The sequence below is a fragment of the Desulfovibrio intestinalis genome, from assembly GCF_014202345.1.
In the GTDB taxonomy this organism is placed as follows: domain Bacteria; phylum Desulfobacterota; class Desulfovibrionia; order Desulfovibrionales; family Desulfovibrionaceae; genus Desulfovibrio; species Desulfovibrio intestinalis.
Genome location: NZ_JACHGO010000002.1, coordinates 271,409 through 289,230, shown reverse-complemented (window position 1 = coordinate 289,230; position 17,822 = coordinate 271,409). Strand labels below are relative to the sequence as shown.

Here is a 17,822-nt window from a genome sequence, read left to right as displayed (position 1 = left end):
GAAAGCCTCCCTGCCAAGGCAGGGAGGCTTTCATAATGGAAAAACAGACTATTGTAAGCGGATACAGCTTGAAATGAGTGCGCAACGGCGAATAAAACCCGCTTGCATCAATTTTGCGGCGATGATTTGAGAACAAATGATCGCAAGCAGTTCAAGCTGTAAAGCGCCAAAATACCAAAGCAGTAAAGCTTAAAGCGCACGCCACAAATTCTGCGTCAGGCGGCCTTGCGGCTTCCGCGCAGGCTTGCCACCAGGGCGCTTACGCCAAACCAGCAGCACGCCACAAGAATCACCGTGGCCCCGCTGGCAGTGGCCATCCATTCCTGCGCAGAAAGAACAAGGCCAATAAAGGCCGAACTCAAGCCCACAACAAGCGCCCACCAGAACATGCCGCCCGCCGTGGTTGCCAGATTACGCGCCGTGGCCGCTGGCACGATGAGTAGCGCGGTCACAAGCAGCACGCCTACCGCCCAGACGGAAAACATGACCACCAGAGCCAGCAGGGCTGCAAAACTGTATTGCCACAGTGCAACCCGCACCCCGTGAACGCGGGCCATAACGGGGTTGAGGGCGATATACAGCAGCCGGTTGTATCCAATTACCTGAAAAAGCATCATGACGATAAAAAGCAAGACCAGAAAGCCCGTTTCGTCTTCCGTAATGGTAAGGATATCGCCGTATAAAAAGCGCTGCATGTCGCGTCCCACGCCGGGAGCACGACTGACCACAGCCAGCCCGAAAGCCACCACGGCAGAGAACACGATGCCGATAACCGTATCACCGGAAAGATTGCTCCGCCGCCGCACGGCCATTATGCCCAATCCCACCAGCAGGCCGAAAAGAGGCATGGAAATTCGCGGGTTAATGGCAAGAATAAGGCCCAGAGCCACCCCGGCAAATGCAGAATGGCCTATAGCGTCTGAAAAAAAGGCCATACGAAAGCTTATTACTTCCACACCGAGCACAGAGGCCATCGGGGCCAGCAGCAGCAAACCCAGCAGGGCCTGCTGCATAAAGCGCATCTGCAGGCAATCCAGCGGTAAACGTCCCAGAAGATCATATAGTAACGTAAGATCAGGCATTACCTGCCTCCTCGGCGGCAGAACGTGTCGGCTCGCCCGCAGGCCCGGCCTTTGCCCCATCAGGGCAATGCCCTTGCGTCAAAAGATGGTCCGGGGTCACTGCCCCGCCACGGCGCTGCACACTGGAATATTCTGGCAAAAGCTTCTCCGGCGCGCACACAGCACCGCACTGGGGGCAGCCGGGATCAGCGGGATCGCACTGGTCAGGGTAAAGATGAATGGGTACGCCAAAGAGCTCCATAAGCGTTGAAGCGCCAAGAGCTTGGTGGGGCGCGCCTTCAGCGCAGACGGTTTTATTGAGGCAAATAACGTGGGTTGCGTAATGCGCTGCCAATGAAAGGTTATGGCTGACCATTATCTGGGTGAAGCTTTGCTGCAAACGAACTTTGTTAAGCACTTCCCAGAACAGACGCTCGCCCTGCACGTCAACCCCGGCAGCGGGTTCATCCAGCACCAGCAGGCGAGGTTCGCGGGCAAGGGCCGCAGCCAGCAGCACCCGGCGCATTTCACCGCCGGAAAGATCGCTCAATCGGCGGTTTTCAAGCTTTTCTGCCTGCACCAGCGCCAAAAGTTCTCGCGCCTGCTTGCACATGGAATGCTTCAGCCCAAACCACAGCGGGCGGCGTTGCCTGTTCAGGGCCAAAAACTCGCTCACGCGCAGGGGCAGGCTTGCATCCATATGCAGATGCTGCGGCACATAGGCCGTGCGCGGCAGACCCGAAAGGCCTGCCGCCTCAATACGGCCAGTATAGTTCATTTCGCCGATCAAGCAGAGCAGCAGCGTGGTCTTTCCTGCCCCGTTGGGGCCAACCAGCACAGTACTGCTGCCAGCGGGCACAGTGGCGCACACATCTTCCAGGATGGGCCTTCCGCCACGGCACACGCATACATGATCAAAAACAAGGGCAGGAGCGGAATTGTCAGCGCTGCTCAAAATACTTCTCAAGGATGTTGATGTTGTTGTTCATAGTTTTTTCATAATGATCCAGCGATGGATTTGCCGGACCCGAGGCCAGAGAATCCAGTTGCGCGGCGGGAATGCCAACCTCGCGGGAGAGGGTTTGCACGGCCTTGTCCGAATACTGCGGCTCGCTGGCGATGAGGGCGGGCTTATGCTCGCGCAGCACCTCTGCCACTTTGAGCAGGCGTGCTGCCGAAGGCTGCGCCTCTTCATTTTCCTGAATAACGGCTACAACTTCAAGGCCGCCGTCACGCGCCATATAAACAAGGGCGTCGTGCATGAGCGCAATTCCCTTATTGGATGACTTGTTGCCCAGCGTGGCAAGCCTTTCACCCAGATTCGCCAAAACCTTTCCATAGGCCTGGGCATTAGCTTCATATGTGGCGGCATGCTGCGGGTCGGCCTTGGCAAGGCCATCAGCCATATTCTTCACCATAATGCCAGCCTGAACGGGGCTTGCAAAGGCATGAGGATTGACGCCGCCGTGATCGTGAACATGACCATGCTCGTGTGCGTGATCGTGCTCGCCTTCCTCATGCTCGTGGCTGACAGCGGCGTGGTCATGCCCGTTGTGCTCGTCCGCCGCTTCCTGATGCTCGTCTTCTTCGCCGTCAGCTTCCATCACGGGGGTGATCCCGGCGCTGCTGTCCACCACAACCAGACCCGGTTTGGCGTTGGGCAAAGCTTTTTGCATGAAGTCGTCCAGCCCAAGCCCATTGAGCAGCAACACGTCGGCCTGAGCCAGTTTCTGCATGTCTTTGGGAGTCAGGGCATAATCGTGGGGGCAGCCGGTCTGGGCCGGAATAAGCAGGTCAACCTGAACGCCGGGCCTGTTTTGAACCACGTTGCGAGCAAGAAGATATACGGGGTAGGTTGTGGCAAGAATACGCAGTGTGCCCTGGCTGGAAGCAGCGGAAACACCCTGCGGCGTAAACAGGCCCAAGCCTGCGAGGCTGGCCGCAATCAAGGCAACGGCGGCGCTATGACGAAAAACCGTAAATATGCTTTTTTTCATAGTATTACTCCATTTCACCAGATTAATGTTCTTGGTTATGCCTCCACTATGGGCCTGTCAAGGCAGCATGAGAGAGGCATTGGGCAATACAGAAAGGCCGCCTTGACGACGGTCTTCTTTAGGAGCTGTTTCTAAATAATTCTTTTGTGCAATTGGCTGCGTCAAAAGGCTTTTTTACTCCCGTCATGTACCGCGAAAGTACACTCCTCTCGTAAAAAAGCCTTTTTCCTTGTCCTTGGCGCAAAATCATTTATTTAGAAACAGCCCCTGGAACAGAGAAACTTTAAAAATATATATTCTCAAAGTTCAAGGCACGCTCGCTACGGCATTTAACCGCGCGAATAAATAGCAGTGCTGTCTTTATCCATAGCTTCGCGGCAGCCGTTGCCCCAAGGGCTTACGGATGGTGCCAGCGATTGCATGGAAAAAACAGGGTTGTTACACATGCTGTCTTTAGGCGTAGTTTCCTTCGTCACAACGCTTAAAGCCTGCGTCGCCACGGCTGAAGCCGCGCTTACGCCTTCACAACGGGCGTCTGCTCACGCAGCCACCTGAGCATTTCAAAATGAAATTGCTCAACTATTTACCACACCATACCGTTAACCCGCTTTTCCCTTGGGGGCGTGCCGTATGAAGGTGCCGTCTTCCAACTCAAAAAAAGCCTGCTTCAATTCTTCGTCCGTATTCATGACAATGGGGCCGCCCCAGGCCACGGGCTCACGCAGGGGCGCGCCGGAAACAAGCACAAATCGTGCTCCTTCGGGACCGCCCACAAGGCTCACCGCATCACCGGGAGTGAACAGACAAGCGTTTCGATGCGGAATTTCACCGTCGCCGCCAGCCAGTTCGCAGCTGCCTTCAACCATATAGGCAAAAACAGTGTCCTGCGGCTTGGTGGCCACAGTCCAGAGCGCGCCGGGTTTCAGCGTTACATCCAGAAAAACCACGTCCACATGATCGCCCCTGGTAGCCCCGGAAACACCGTTGTATTCCCCGGCCACCACGGAAACGAGGGCGCCGCCTTCTTCCACCTTCGGCACCATATCGGCCTTGATGTCCCTGTATTCGGGATCAACCATCTTGCGCGCTTGCGGCAGGTTGATCCATAGCTGCAGGCCCAGCATACGGCGGGATGCCTGGGGCATCTCCTGATGCAATATGCCGCTGCCTGCCGTCATCCACTGGCAGCCGCCGTCGACGATGCTTCCCGCATTGCCAAGGCTGTCTTCATGATCAATGCGTCCACGCATAAGGTAGGTGAAGGTTTCTATGCCACGGTGCGGATGCGTGGGAAAACCTTTGATATAGTCCTGAGGATTTTCAGAATCAAATGCGTCCAGCATGAGAAATGGGTCAAAACTGCGTACTGTGGGCGAACCAAGCACACGCACAAGGTGTACGCCAGCTCCATCAATGGCCTTTCGGCCTGTGACCAGTTCAGCAATAGCGCGTTTTTTCATGGCAGCTCCTTTGGACGGGCCTGCACAGGTGTAGAAAACTTGCCGACAATGATGGAATGCTGTACCTAGGCGGTATGCTTCTGCCATTTCGGCCTGCAAGCCCTGTTTCAGGTAAACAGAAAACAGCGCCGGGGGCAACCCGCCCATACCGCCGCTGCCTCATAAAGCCGTCCCGGCGGCCACCTGTTCCCCAATATATATCCGGCGTAACTGCCAATCGGCCAAAACCATGCATAATAGCCTTGTTGCCTCAATTCTGCTGGTCATGTTCGCCGTCCTGTACCCTGTGTCGGAATCAGCAGCTCAAGATACCGACAATCGCTCCCGTCAGGAAAACGAAACATCAGGCGCAGCCTCCGAACCATCGTCCGAAGCAATGCAGGAACCTGTTCCTGCCCCTATAGCTGCTCCCGTTTCTGGCCCCGCACCTGCCCGGGACTCTGCCTCCAAGCCTGAAGAAAACCAGCCCCAGGGCAAGCTTCAACATCAGGATGAAGAAAAGAAAAATCTGGCGGCAGAAGACAACAAACAGCCGGAAATACCCGGCGGCGCGCTGCCATCTGCTCTGGCTCCACGCCAGTTGCCGCCGCTCAAGGAACTGCTTACCTCCCCCTTCGGCCCGCGCCGCATGCCCACATGGCTGAGCCGACGCGGCATGGTGGTGCGCGATCACAGCGGCATTGACCTGGGAGCCCGTCTGGACTGGCCTGTTGTGGCCTTTCGAGGTGGCAAGGTCACACACGCGGGCAAGGACGGATTATCCGGCATTGTGGTGGATATTCTTCAGGACGACGGCATGACTGCGCGTTATGCCCACATGGGGAAGACGTTGGTAAAAAAGGGGCAGGAAGTCATACAGGGAACGCCTGTGGGGCTGGTGGGCTGTACGGGGCGCACAACCGGGGCGCATTTGCACTTTGGCCTGCGTGACGCATCGGGCAAGCTTGTGGACCCCCTGCCCTTTCTGACCAGAGGCGAAGACGTTTTGCGCCCGGCCCCGGAAGACATACCGGAGCAGCTGACGCCGCAGACCTGTGGCCCTATGGTGCGGGGACGTGATGGCCGCCCTGCGCGGGCGGGGCGCAGCCTCAAGGAGCTTGAAAACTATACGCCTCCGCCTATTCCCCGCTGGGAGGACAGACCCTGATTCTGGCATGTCTTCTGCCGCGTTTACGAACCCCGCCTGCACGCTGTTTCTTTGTCTTGCTGGCATATAATGTCGCCAGACCTGCTGTCAGCAATATCTGCCCGGCAAACAGCGTGGGATCACGGTCCATAACGGCGGCCCCGCAAACAAGCACCGCCCCGGCAATAACAAGAAATTTTCGGTGAAAAAACAGGCCCAGAGCCTGCACGCCAGCTCCAAAAACCAGCATCAGACCCCAGGCCCATAAAAAAGCAGTGTCAGAAGGCAGCCAGTAAACCTGAGGCTGATCCGACAGAATTTGTTCCGCAGCTGCAACGCGTTGTCCGACACTTTGGAGCAGCCCCTGGGCAGCAACCATCATGACCGGGCAAACGCGCACAGACTATTCCCACACCAAAGCGCACCATTCCCCGTCCAGCACCCGGCGGGGCCTGGGCAGGCACTGGGCCATGTAAGCTTCTTCCACGCTGTCGGCCTGAATTTCCAGCAAGCCTGAAAGGACGAGGCACGCGCCGGGTTTGCAGGCCTGAACAATAAGCGGCGCAAGCTCGATAAGCGGGCGGGCAAGAATATTTGCCAGCACCACATCATAGGTTTTGCCCGGCACGGCATCTATGCTGCCCTGCGCCACCGCAAAGTCCTCCACATGGTTGAGCACGCGGTTTTCCAGCGCGTTTTCCACGGCAAGGGCGTCGATATCAAGTCCTTCGCCCTTGAGACCGCTTTTGCAGCAGGCAATGCCAAGCACGCCCGATCCTGTGCCAAGATCCAGAAAAGTCTCGCCAGGCGATACGCGGCCAGCGTCAATCAGATCGCTCAACACCATAAGGCACAGGGCGGTTGTTGCATGATGCCCGGTGCCAAAGGCACTCTTGGGCTCAATAAGAACCTTGATGCGGCCGGGAAAATCCTGAGTGTCTGCCAGCCAGGGCGGCAAAACCACAAAGCGCTTTCCACACGGCACGGGCGTAAAAAACTGCCGCCACGCTGCCAGCCAGTCCTGCGCTTCAAGAGTTTGCATTTTGCATTTTGCCGAGGGCACACGCGCTTCAAACGTGCTGCGCAGCCCTTCGATAAAATCGGCATTCTCGCAGTGGATGCGAAAACGGCTTTCGCCTGTGGGCAGGCTTTCTTCCTCCCAGCCGAAAGAAACTTCCAGGGTTAAAAGACCCACGGCAATGTCATAGGCGTTTTCATCCACAATGATCTCAAGCTGAAAAATATTGTTCATTATCCATCTCTGTTTTGCTGTGACAGGCTGAAAAGCTAGGCCAGCATGACAGACTTTGCCCCTGTGGTCGAGGGCGTCGTTGCCGAACATCCCGAAATTCGAGCACAAGAGGCCGGCAATACGCTTCTTGCTCTGGCAATAATCCCTAAAATCCGTTGCATATTGCCATGCGGGAGGATTCCTAGTAAAAAAATGGTTTGCACCCCCCTTTGTAATTCGCTTTTTTCAAGGAAAGCACATGCCTACACGCACGGAAGAACTGGAAAACCTTCTCGCCGTGATCCGCGCCGACTTTGATGTGGATTTCGAGCCTATGCAGATTGATGAAAATCCTCTGCAAATTCTGTCCATTAACAACATGCAGTCCCATCTGGACAAGCTGCTGCAAAAGCATGCCATCCGCGATCCGTTGAAAGACCTGCCCCTGTGGGCCAAGGTGTGGCCCGGCTCTTTTGTGCTGGGCCGCCTGCTGCGCAAGTATGAACCGCAGGGCAAAAGCCTGCTGGAACTGGGCGCCGGATGCGGTGTTCTCAGTCTGGTGGCCGCCCGCTACGGCTTCAGCCGTATCGTGCTCAGCGACGTGGTGGAAGAAGCCCTGCGCTTTGCACGGGCCAACGTACTGCGCAATGACATGCAGGATATAGTTGAAGTGGCCCGCGTGGACGTGACCACCCCCGGGCGCGATCCGCGCTTCAGCCAGGGCTTTGACCTCATGGCCGCTTCGGAAATTCTTTATCTTGAAGAACTGCACAGGCCGCTGGTGAAGTTTGTAGACCGCCACCTTGCCCCCGGCGGCAAGGCTCTGTTCTGCACAGACATGGCCCGCGCCAAACCCCATTTTGCCAAAGTGGCTTCAAAAACCTTCAAGGTTACTGAAGGCCGCATAGGCGTTAAAACCCACGACGATGACGGCGAAGAACAGCGCCGCGTTTATAGCATTTTGATTTTGGAGCGTTCATGAACAGCCACTTGCCCTGCATCCACCTGGTCCCCTGCCCCAAGGGCTACACCCGCGACCTCGACAAAACCATGAGCCCGCCGCAGACCATTGCGCGCGTGCGCCAACGGCTGACCGAGGCCGATTTGGACATTCTGGCCCGAACCACCAGGGTGGACGTGAACAGACTGGGCATACCCGTTTTCTTGAGTGTATGCGGCGCGGACGCCCGGCGCGTCATGCCCACCCGCAAGCAGATGGGCAAGGGTTCCTCGCCGGAGCAGGCCGAGGCCTCTGCTCTTATGGAACTGATGGAGCGCTACGCCTTTTTCAGCTTCTGGCAAGAGCGCCCGCACATGGTCCGCGCCACGTGGAGCGAAGCGGAAGCCCGTTTTGGCGATGCCCTGCTGCCGCTCAAAGAAATGCTGCGCTCGGTCAATGAAGAACTGGACGAGGCTAAAGCCCGCAAAGTGCTGGATCTCATCAGCTGGAGCTTCTATCCGGCCACGCGCCTGCCGGATGAAAGCATTGTCTGGCTGCCTTTGGACTGGTTCAAGCTGCTGGGCGAATTCAACGGCACCTCGGCGGGCAACAGCCCCGAAGAATCCCTGCTGCAAGGCTTGAGCGAACTGATTGAGCGCCATGTGTGCTGCCTGGCAGACCGTGAACGCCTTGTTACTCCCAGCATTGATCCTTCCTCCTGCCACGATCCCGTGCTCTGCCAGCTGCTTGAGGCCTTTGCCAGAGAAGGCGTACACATTGTTCTCAAGGATTTTTCTCTGGATATGCCGCTGCCCACGGTAGCTGCCATTGCCTGGGACCCCACCACCATTGGCAAAAGCTCAGAAATCGTATTTACGGCAGGCACGGCAGCGTCTCCGGCCAAGGCTGCCATCCGCGCTGTGACGGAAATTGCCCAGCTTGCGGGTGATTTTTGCACCAACGCCTGCTACGAGGCCTCGGGCCTGTCCAAGTTCAATACTCTTGAAGAGGCGGCGTGGCTTTTCGATGGCCCCACTGTCAGCCTGGACAGCCTGCCCACTGTGGAAAATAACGACATCAAACAGGAGTTGCTTACGGCCCTTGAAGGCCTGCTCCCCTTGACGATGTACGCGGTGGAAACGACCCATCCCCGCCTGGGTATTCCCGCGCACTACAACATTGCGCCGGGCATGGCGTTCAGAGAGCGCGACCTCAATCAAAGCCTGGGCCTTTTTGTGGGCCGCAAGCTGGTGGAAGAAGCCGACGCCCACACTGCCCTGGAAGGGCTGGAAGTTCTTGAAGAATGTTACCCCAAGGCGCATTTTCTGCCCTTCTTCAAGGGCATGCTGGCCTTGCGCGCCGAAGACTGGAGCAGCGCCAGCGCCCTGTTCGCCGAGGCCATGCCCCTGCAACCCGGCGCAGACGCTCAGGCTCTTGCGGCCTTTTATCTGGGCTATACAGAAACCCTTCAGGGGCGCTGGGCTGAAGCCATCCCCGCGCTGGCAAAGGCCGTTGAACTTTGCCCGGAAATGAAGGAATACGGAAACCTGCTGGGCGTGGCCCATTTCAAGACAGGAAACTACAGTATAGCTGCCGATGCCTTTGCAGCCGTGCTGCGGGTGGATAAAGGCTCCGCTATGGACCTTGCCAATCTTGGCCTGTGCGAAAAATTCCTGGGCAAGAATGAAGAGGCGCGTCAGCATCTGGCCGCAGCTCTTGAGCTTGACCCCAATCTGGATTTCGCCCGCCAGCACCTGGCCCAACTGGAAGGTTAATCCTTCTCATTAGAAAATACGGCCCGAAGCCGTAGTAACTGCCAACAACCAGCGGCGCGGATTCATACAAATCCGCGCCGCTGCCATTTTATCATATAGATAGAGCAATTCAAAATTACTCTGTTCTTAACCATTTCAATTTTGAAGCTGCGCGACAAACCTCTGGCCGCCTTAAGGCGGTTTCTGCAAATGACCTGAACAAGAGCAGGCTTGCCTGCGCATTTTTATTTTAGAATGCGCAGGCGGATGCGTAAACAGACGCCCGCCGTGGAGGCGTAAGCGCTATTTATTTGCGCGGTTAAACGCCGTAGCGAGCGTGTCTTTACTTTGAGAATTTATATTCTCAAAGTAAATCTGCTCTAAGGATGAAAACACAATGAGGGAGCCTTTAAAAAAAGAGGCTCCCTCAACTCAAAATACCGCAAGTGAAAACGCGCTGACGCGGTTGCCCGGCTGTTTGCCTACAGGCCGTAAAATCCCCATACATTGCGTGTAAGCACAACACAGCGTACCGCCGAACCGGGCACGGGCAATGGATTGTCGCCAGGAATAATGCTGACGCGCACAGGCGTATAAACAGCAGGAGCCGCTGCGCCCTCTGTATATTTTGTACCCTGGGCAGTTTGCGGATTTGCAGGCAAAGGCTGTGGCGCAAGAACATCATTCACAGCGCCGCGCAGGCTCAAACCGCCCTCAAGCTCAATAAAACAGGGTTGTCCGGCCTGTATGACATCTGTTCTGTCGCCAGAAAAGTAGGCCAGCACCCAATAGTTTTCAGCTACCGACGCGCCCTCGGGCAACAGCAGAATCAGGGCTTCGCCACGCTGCGCCGCCCGGCCGGGAACGCCCAGAACCCGCAGCACGCGACTGTCAACGGGAGCGTACAGATTGGCATCCACCTGCACAGGCTGGGACCTTTGAGCATTGGGAGCCACAGGCGCATACCGCTGCTGCGAGGCCATCTGCTTGAAGCGCAGCATTTCCTGCCGGATGCGGCCAAGCTCCTGCTCCAGAGCAGCGCGCATGCGGCTGGCTTCTTCAAATTCCGCCTTTGCCTGTTCCATATGCCTGCGGGCCTGCACCTCGGCCTGAGTTGCCTCGGCATACCGGTTTTTGCCCACAGATCTTTCGCCCCCCTGGTTGTCCATAGACCGCAGTTGCAACTGAAGCCGCACATGGGTGGACACACGCTCTTGCCGCAATTGCAGCTTCGCGTCTTCTTCATTACGCGCCAAAGCCAGACGGCGCACCATATCCTGTTCCGCATCCTGCGCGGCCTTGAGTCTGGCGGCTGTCTCTTCCATTGTGGGCGGCCCGGCCATGCCGCGCAAGGCGGCGGCTTCGCGTCCGGCCTCGCCAATCCGGGCACTGTAGGCGCGGGCATCCATACGCAACAGGGGTTGCCCACGGAGCACGCGGTCGCCTTCCTTTACATAAAAAACCTCAACGGGCGCGGAAAATTCAGGCGCAACCACATGCACCATAGCGTCCAGCACGGCACGGTCACTGACAATACGCCCTTGGCCCAGCCACCATAAGACGCCGCCCGCAATAATCAATAAAAGCCCCCACAAAGGCAAAAGGCGCAACCATAAGGGGCGGGGTTTCCCCTTCTTGCGAGCGGGCATTTCTATGTACAATGCTTCGGACATGACAATTCCTTGGCTTGAAGCGTGTCGTATGGTCTTGAAAAAAGTATGCAGATACCGTACCAGATCTCGCGGCATATTTATGTAAAACACGCTTTACAAGGCCGGGGCGGGCGCATACAAAAGCTGCATCGCCGCATTTCCCGGCTTCATGTCAAAACTCCGCCAGGAGAACAAATCATCATGTCCATCGCGCGTTTTTGCGCCCTGCTCTGTCTGGGCGGCCTGCTTTTCGGCTGTTCCACACGACCCGTGGTTGTGGTGGAAAAAGATCAGTTTATCCGCATGGCCAAGGCCATGCCCAAAGAGCTTCAGGCCCGCGACCTGCTGGACGACAAGGGCTCCTATGTGGCTCCTATGTCTTTTGCAGGCTACAAAAGCTATGGCGAAGAGCTCTTTAAACGGCTTTCACCCTCATTTATGGTGGGTGAAACCACGCACGATGTTTATCTGGGCAACACCTTTGCCGCAACCATACTTCCTGACAGCCGCGTCAAACATTGGGATAACGGATTCCGCATCAGCCACGCAACCCAGACTGTAACCGTCAATATGGTGGCCATAGCTGACTGGAACAATGACGGGCAGGACGAATGGATCGTCTCCTGCATGGTAGAACCGCGCATGGGCGGACGCTCGCGCACCTACTACCTGCTTGTGCCGCCGCCGCAGAACAGCACTGAAATTCTCAAAGGCACCATAGCTGCTATCAATGAATGCTTTGGTTTGTCCTGCACGGTCTTTGTACGCGACAGCAAAATTATTGAGCGCACTGCCTCCAACCCGCTTCTGCCGCCTACCGAAGTGCACGACGTGGTTCCCGGCCTGCAGCCCGTCACCGAACCGCCCAACAAGGCTTCTTCAAAGGGCGGTCTGGAAGAACGCAGCCTGTAGAGCATTTTTATCATGGGTCGCTCTGACGGCTACATAAGCTGACGCCCCAGTAAAAGGGCAAGTGCAGTCCAGTCTTGAATTTGAGAATATGCGCTCTCAAAGTTGAGCTGCCCATATATGTCCAGACTGGGCCTGATTAGGCATCAGTTACCGTTCACCAATAAAAAGCATGAAAAGCCCCGGTCATAATGACCGGGGCTTTTCTGTAGCAAAGACTGACAAAATATACGCGAGCAGTTTGTCCATACTCAGGCTGGCCCGAGGATGCTCACTGCGTCTATTTGAGCAGATTAACTTCGAGATATATATTTTCAGAGAATATACATCTCAAATTTAAAGCACACTCGTTACGGCGTAACCGCTCGAATAAACAAAGGTGCTGTCTTCATCCGTAGCTTTGCGTCGCAACGGCTGAAGCTCCGCATACGCCGCCACGGCGGGCGTGCTCACTCAGCTGCTCACTCAGCCGCCTGAGCATTTCAAGGCGAAATGGCTCCAACGGCGTGAACGGTTTTTGTTTACAACAGTTTTTGGAGCAGTTTCAAAACGAAATAGCTCTAGTCACATACGCCGTCATGCTCCGCGCCAGCTGGCACGGTGCAGGCTTCTTGCCTTTTGCCGGTTCCGTTGCATTCAAAACACACGGTATTGTCCTGATTTTTTCCAGTGCCGCAACAGGCGGGGCAAGTGGTGTAATCGTCATTAATTTTTTTCTCAGCCATAGGAGTCCTCCTTTTTCGGCTAACTTGATGCCAAACTACCACACTTGGTCAAAAAGATACAGCCCACCTGACGGCTTTTGGGCGTCAGGTGGGCTGCAGTGATTACAAACCCGAATTTATGCTGACACAGCCTATGTGCGGCTGCGCGGCAAAAAGAGGTTGAGCGCCACGCCTGTCACCGCGGCAAGGCCGATGCCGCCCAGCTTGAAACTGCCGATGCTGAACTGCATGCCGCCAACGCCGAAAATTATGATAAGAGCCACAATAATCATATTTCTTGGCTCCATCAAATCCTTGCCAGCGCGCACAAGAGTGTTCAGACCAACAACCATGATGGCCCCAAAGAGCAAGATCATGATGCCGCCCATAACAGGCACGGGAATGGACGACAGAAATGCGCCGATTTTTGAAACAAAAGAAAGCAGAATGGCCGTCAATGCCGCCCATGTCATGACCGCAGGATTGAACACCCGCGTCAGACTTACCGCGCCAATAACTTCTGCATAGGTTGTACAGGGCGGACCGCCCACCATACCTGCGGCCATAGTGGCCACGCCGTCGCCGAACATAGTGGTGTGTACGCCGGGATCTTTAAGATAGTCCTTGCCCGTGATGGAGCTGATGGCCACAACGTCGCCAAAATGCTCAATGGCGGGAGCCAAGGTTATGGGCATGATAAAAAGGATGGGTTCCCAGGCAAACTCGGGGAAGGTAAAGTTGGGAAGGCTCATCCACGGGGTTGCGGCCACTTTTGTCCAATCGCCCATACCAAAGTAAAGCGATGCCGCAAAACCCGCCACAATGCCGCACAAGATGGGCATAAGGCGCAAAAATCCCTTGCCCAGCAGCGACACCAGCACTGTGACCAGCAAGGACGTCATCGAAACCCACAGGGCGGTTTCTTCCGGCACCAGCTGCACCGCACCGTCGCCGGTTTTTCCCAGAGCCATATTTACGGCAACCGGGGCCAGAATCAGGCCGATCACCATAATGACAGGCCCGGTAACCACTGGCGGCAGCACACGCAGCACCACATCAATGCCGCGCCAGCGGATAAGACCGCTCAGAATAAAGTAGACAAAGCCCGAACACACCAGACCGCCAAGGGTCTGGGCCATGCCCCAGGTCTGTACCCCATAGATGATGGGCGCAATAAAGGCAAAAGAAGACGCAAGGAATATGGGCACCTTGCCCCTGGTGCATATCTGAAACAACAAGGTGCCTACCCCTGCGGTAAACAGGGCCACGTTGCTGTCCAGACCAGTAAGAATGGGCACCAGCACCAGCGCGCCAAAGGCCACAAAAAGCATCTGCGCGCCAATCAGGCAATCCCTGAAGCGCAGGTTATAATCGGTGGGCAAATATTCCCGCCGTGGGCTGGCTGAGCTCATATGCGGCCTCGATGATTTTTACAGGGTGGACAGCAGCGTTACTTGGTGCCGAAAATACGGTCCCCGGCATCACCAAGGCCAGGAATGATATAGCCATCTTCGTTGAGATGATCGTCAATGGCTGCGGTGTATATGTCCACATCAGGATGGGCCGCCTGTACCTTGGCAAGGCCTTCGGGCGCGCACACCAGATTGAGACTGCATATGTTGCGGCAGTCGTGGCGTTTCAGAAGTTCAATGGTGGCAATAAGCGAACCGCCTGTAGCCAGCATCGGGTCAAGAATAATGGCAAGCCGCTGGTCCATATCACTGGCGAGCTTGACATAGTACTCTACTGGCTGAAGAGTTTCTTCATTGCGATACAAACCCACGACGCTGATCTTGGCGCCGGGTATCATGTCCAGCACGCCGTCCATAAGGCCAATACCTGCGCGCAGGATGGGAACGACGGTTACTTTTTTGCCGGAAATGGCCTCAATCTCCACAGGCCCGGCCCAACCCTGCACAATGTGCTTCTCAGTGCGAAAACCCTTGGTGGCTTCATAAATAAGCAGGCCAGCCACTTCATTGGATACACTGCGGAATTCACTGGTGGAGGTGGACTCCATGCGCAAAATGCCGATCTTGTGGCGAACAAGGGGATGGTCTACAACATAAACGGCCATGGCGCCTCCTCATAGTCATTGACTAACATATTGTTTTCATCGGAAAATAAATCGTAACAAGGTTATTCTTGAGGCTGCCATTTGTCAAGTAATATACACGCCTGCACCAAACACCATTTCTGACCGCGCAGTTTTTCTTGCCTGCAAAGACTGATGGTGAGAAAATAAAAAAAAGCTGATAATCGGAGGAATCATATGCCTGCCAAAGTATTTTATACAGATACCCATTCCCGTTCGCACGAAGAAAGCAAGCTCGCCAAGGTAGCCCGCCTTTGCGACGCTCTTAATTTCAAAAAATTTATCAAAAAGAATGAGCTGACAGCCGTAAAGCTGCACTTTGGCGAATACGGCAACGATACGCACCTGAACCCCACGCTGGTGCGTCAGGTGGTGGATAAAATCGCCGCTGCTGGCGGCAAGGCTTTTCTTACAGATACTACAACGCTTTACTCCGGCAGCAGACATAATGCCGTGGATCATCTGCAAACAGCCTGTCGGCATGGTTTTTCGCCTTCCGTAGTGGCTGCCCCTGTTGTCATTGCCGATGGCCTGTTCGGCGAAAATGACGTGCCCGTGCGCATCAACTGCAAGCACTTCAAAGAAGTTCATATCGCTACTGAAATCAGCAAGGCTCCGGCTCTGGTGGTGTTGAGCCATTTCAAGGGGCATCAGATGGCCGGGTTCGGCGGCGCTATCAAAAACCTTGCTATGGGCGGGGCCTCGGTACGCGGCAAAAAAGAACAGCACGCTACCCATGTGAGCGTGAATGAAGACGCCTGTATTGGCTGTGGCAAGTGCGTACGGTCCTGTCCGCAGGACGCCCTGAGCATCCACAAAAAGAAAAGCAAGGTGGACATTGCGCGCTGTGTGGGCTGTTTTGAATGCATGACCGTCTGCCCTGTCGCCGCCATTGATATTGAATGGGAAGCGGAAATGGAACCCTTTATGGAACGCATGACCGAGTATGCCTACGGCGTCGTCAAGGGCAGAAAAAAGCGCATCTGCTACATCAACTTTGTCATCAATGTCACGCCTGACTGCGACTGCGTGGGCTGGAGCGACATGCCTATGGTTCCCGACGTGGGCATACTGGCCTCCACAGACCCCGTTGCCCTGGATCAGGCCTGCTTTGACCTTGTAAACAAAGCGCCCTGCCTGTCTGGCGAAAAGAAAGAAAAGGGCGAAAAGCAGGACAAGGCTGAAAAACTGGACAAATTCACGGCGCGCTGGCCCAACACGCGCGGCCCGGTACAACTCCAGTATGGTGAAGAAATTGGCCTCGGCAGCCGCAAGTACGAGCTTATAAAAGTTTAGCGGCATACAGAAACGCTGCATCGCATTTTGCTGACGGGCCGGAATCTTCTTTACACAAAGGGGTTCCGGCCCCTTGTCATTGCAACTGACAGACGTTCTGCGAACTTCCGGCGTAAAGGCCGCTTCCTAGTTACTGGAGCTGATTACCTTTGGAATGTAGTACACTTCAAAGGTGTCATTCTGCCTAAAATTCTATTTCCGGCAGAATTCATGCCCATTGCGGCGCATTGCACCCTTCTGCAGCGCTAGGGCATTTAAACTTTTTCAGAGTTAAAATGATCTGAAATGACACCCACATGTGGAGGCCACAAAGCATGAAAGATACGGCCAACAAGCAAAAAACGCAGCAAGAATACTGGAACGCCAGAGCACGCACATTCCCGCGGTTTGAAGAAGGCGAGCAAACCTACGAGGCGGGCATGCTGCGCCGAATCATAGACGCAGGCGTGGATTTCAGCGGCAAAAACGTTCTGGATGTGGGCAGCGGCAGCGGCATGTATACGTTACGCCTGGCGCGCATGGCCCAAAGCGTTACGGCTATGGACGTTTCAGACGAAATGCTGCGTCTGCTGCAAGAAGACGCAGCAACTATGGGCATCAACAACATCGTTACTGTCCATTCCGGCTGGGAAGATTTTGACGCAAGCCAGCACTTTGACATCGTGTTCGCTTCAATGACTCCAGCCATTGATAGCGATGAAAGCCGTGAAAAACTTATGCGCTTCTCTTCCGGCTGGATTGTTTTTATGGGCTTTGCCAAGAGCATGCCCTCCAACATCATGCAAGGCCTGTACAAACACTACAGCATCACGCCCAAGGCTTTCAGCGACGCGCAAGACATGCGGCGCTGGCTTGACGCCAAGGGCATTGCCTACACGGGCATCCCCGTTGCCGGGCAGTGGACCACCCCCAAAAGCGAAAAGGATATTGTGGATTTGTGCCTGACAACACTGCGCGGCTATGGCGTTGATCCCGACCCGGACTTCATCGCTGCATACATTGAAGCCTTCAAGGACCAGGACGGGCAATATGTAGAACGCACCGAATACAGCATTGAAATAATTTTGTGGCAAAGCCGCTGAATTCATGCGCCTGGAGCATTTAAATTTTCCGAAGGGAAACGCGCCAAATAGTGTGACCGCGCGATGAATGTGGGGCAAAAGGAGAAGCTCAGTGCCGACGCTGCCTGACCGCACAATTCGCATAACAACATCTCTATGGGAGTACTGATTAAAGAGCCTCCTGGAAACGCGCAGTTATTTCGTTTGGCAAGGCGCGATCTTTTTTTGAAGCAGAAGTGGACTCTTCCGTCCTCGACTGTTTCAAAAAAAACGAAGCAACGCCGCCAAACGGAATAAATCAGCGTTTTCCCATGAATCTGCATTACACCTTACGAAATACAGCGCAAAAAAATCTGCCCGATCATACGCCTTATGGTACGGCATCACAGACCATATCAGACTGAAGAGAATGGCCAACAAGACGCAAGGGCATCCGCGTACAGACACCACACTGTTAAATACAAGCTACTTACTTGTATTTATTGAAGAGACTTGCGTGGCAACAGCTGTGGTGATATTTTTTTCGTCACGGAGGC

General features: G+C 55.2%; 16 protein-coding genes. 6 read left to right on the top strand and 10 right to left on the bottom strand.

What is annotated here, in order from left to right:
- Positions 1-215: 215 nt before the first annotated feature.
- The 4 genes from HNQ38_RS04090 to HNQ38_RS04075 form a co-directional block, all read right to left on the bottom strand.
- Positions 216-1,082: a metal ABC transporter permease gene (locus HNQ38_RS04090; protein ID WP_183718139.1), complete on the bottom strand. Its 867-nt coding sequence runs from the start codon at positions 1,080-1,082 to the stop codon at positions 216-218.
- Positions 1,075-2,016 (bottom strand): metal ABC transporter ATP-binding protein, encoded by a 942-nt coding sequence (locus HNQ38_RS04085; protein ID WP_183718138.1) that lies wholly within the window; start codon positions 2,014-2,016, stop codon positions 1,075-1,077. The genes HNQ38_RS04090 and HNQ38_RS04085 overlap by 8 nt, the downstream gene beginning before the upstream one ends.
- On the bottom strand, positions 2,003-3,058 hold the full coding sequence (locus tag HNQ38_RS04080; RefSeq protein ID WP_183718137.1) for a metal ABC transporter substrate-binding protein: 1,056 nt from the start codon (positions 3,056-3,058) through the stop codon (positions 2,003-2,005). Before HNQ38_RS04080 ends, HNQ38_RS04085 begins: the two co-directional genes overlap by 14 nt.
- 599 nt (positions 3,059-3,657) lie before the next feature.
- Positions 3,658-4,518, bottom strand: a complete 861-nt coding sequence (locus HNQ38_RS04075) for a pirin family protein (protein WP_183718136.1) — start codon at positions 4,516-4,518, stop codon at positions 3,658-3,660.
- 229 nt (positions 4,519-4,747) lie between these two features.
- Between HNQ38_RS04075 and HNQ38_RS14355 the strand changes: the two genes are divergently transcribed.
- Positions 4,748-5,665 (top strand): M23 family metallopeptidase, encoded by a 918-nt coding sequence (locus HNQ38_RS14355; protein WP_221277800.1) that lies wholly within the window; start codon positions 4,748-4,750, stop codon positions 5,663-5,665.
- On the opposite strand, the gene HNQ38_RS04065 is transcribed toward HNQ38_RS14355, so the two are convergent.
- The gene (locus HNQ38_RS04065; protein WP_183718135.1) at positions 5,637-6,044 is read right to left on the bottom strand and encodes a hypothetical protein; all 408 of its coding nucleotides are present in this window, start codon (positions 6,042-6,044) and stop codon (positions 5,637-5,639) included. The two genes, HNQ38_RS14355 and HNQ38_RS04065, sit on opposite strands and share 29 nt — an antisense overlap.
- A 3-nt stretch (positions 6,045-6,047) precedes the next feature.
- A complete protein-coding gene (locus tag HNQ38_RS04060) occupies positions 6,048-6,896 on the bottom strand; it encodes a 50S ribosomal protein L11 methyltransferase (protein WP_183718134.1) in 849 nt (282 codons plus the stop codon).
- Positions 6,897-7,134: 238 nt separating this feature from the next.
- Here HNQ38_RS04060 and HNQ38_RS04055 point away from each other — a divergent pair, with 238 nt between their 5' ends.
- Positions 7,135-7,857 (top strand): class I SAM-dependent methyltransferase, encoded by a 723-nt coding sequence (locus tag HNQ38_RS04055; RefSeq protein WP_183718133.1) that lies wholly within the window; start codon positions 7,135-7,137, stop codon positions 7,855-7,857.
- Positions 7,854-9,590, top strand: a complete 1,737-nt coding sequence (locus HNQ38_RS04050) for a YcaO-like family protein (RefSeq protein WP_183718132.1) — start codon at positions 7,854-7,856, stop codon at positions 9,588-9,590. Before HNQ38_RS04055 ends, HNQ38_RS04050 begins: the two co-directional genes overlap by 4 nt.
- Positions 9,591-10,051: 461 nt before the next feature.
- Here the strand turns inward: HNQ38_RS04050 and HNQ38_RS04045 are convergent, their stop codons facing one another.
- Positions 10,052-11,242 (bottom strand): HlyD family secretion protein, encoded by a 1,191-nt coding sequence (locus HNQ38_RS04045; RefSeq protein WP_183718131.1) that lies wholly within the window; start codon positions 11,240-11,242, stop codon positions 10,052-10,054.
- Between the two features lie 180 nt (positions 11,243-11,422).
- Between HNQ38_RS04045 and HNQ38_RS04040 the strand changes: the two genes are divergently transcribed.
- The gene (locus tag HNQ38_RS04040) at positions 11,423-12,133 is read left to right on the top strand and encodes a hypothetical protein (RefSeq protein WP_183718130.1); all 711 of its coding nucleotides are present in this window, start codon (positions 11,423-11,425) and stop codon (positions 12,131-12,133) included.
- Between the two features lie 557 nt (positions 12,134-12,690).
- On the opposite strand, the gene HNQ38_RS04035 is transcribed toward HNQ38_RS04040, so the two are convergent.
- The 3 genes from HNQ38_RS04035 to upp form a co-directional block, all read right to left on the bottom strand.
- Positions 12,691-12,855 carry a chaperone protein gene (locus HNQ38_RS04035; protein ID WP_183718129.1) on the bottom strand — a complete coding sequence of 55 codons (165 nt, stop codon included), beginning with the start codon at positions 12,853-12,855 and terminating at the stop codon, positions 12,691-12,693.
- 131 nt (positions 12,856-12,986) lie between these two features.
- Entirely contained in the window at positions 12,987-14,246 is a 1,260-nt protein-coding gene (locus tag HNQ38_RS04030) for a uracil-xanthine permease family protein (RefSeq protein WP_183718128.1), read from the bottom strand.
- Positions 14,247-14,284: 38 nt separating this feature from the next.
- Complete coding sequence (gene upp / locus HNQ38_RS04025) at positions 14,285-14,911, bottom strand: uracil phosphoribosyltransferase (protein ID WP_183718127.1); 627 nt, start codon at positions 14,909-14,911, stop codon at positions 14,285-14,287.
- Between the two features lie 195 nt (positions 14,912-15,106).
- On the opposite strand from upp, the gene HNQ38_RS04020 reads away from it, so the two are divergent.
- Both HNQ38_RS04020 and HNQ38_RS04015 read left to right on the top strand, forming a co-directional pair.
- Complete coding sequence (locus tag HNQ38_RS04020; protein WP_183718126.1) at positions 15,107-16,225, top strand: DUF362 domain-containing protein; 1,119 nt, start codon at positions 15,107-15,109, stop codon at positions 16,223-16,225.
- Positions 16,226-16,539: 314 nt separating this feature from the next.
- A complete protein-coding gene (locus HNQ38_RS04015) occupies positions 16,540-17,307 on the top strand; it encodes a class I SAM-dependent methyltransferase (RefSeq protein ID WP_183718125.1) in 768 nt (255 codons plus the stop codon).
- The last annotated feature ends 515 nt before the right edge of the window (positions 17,308-17,822 follow it).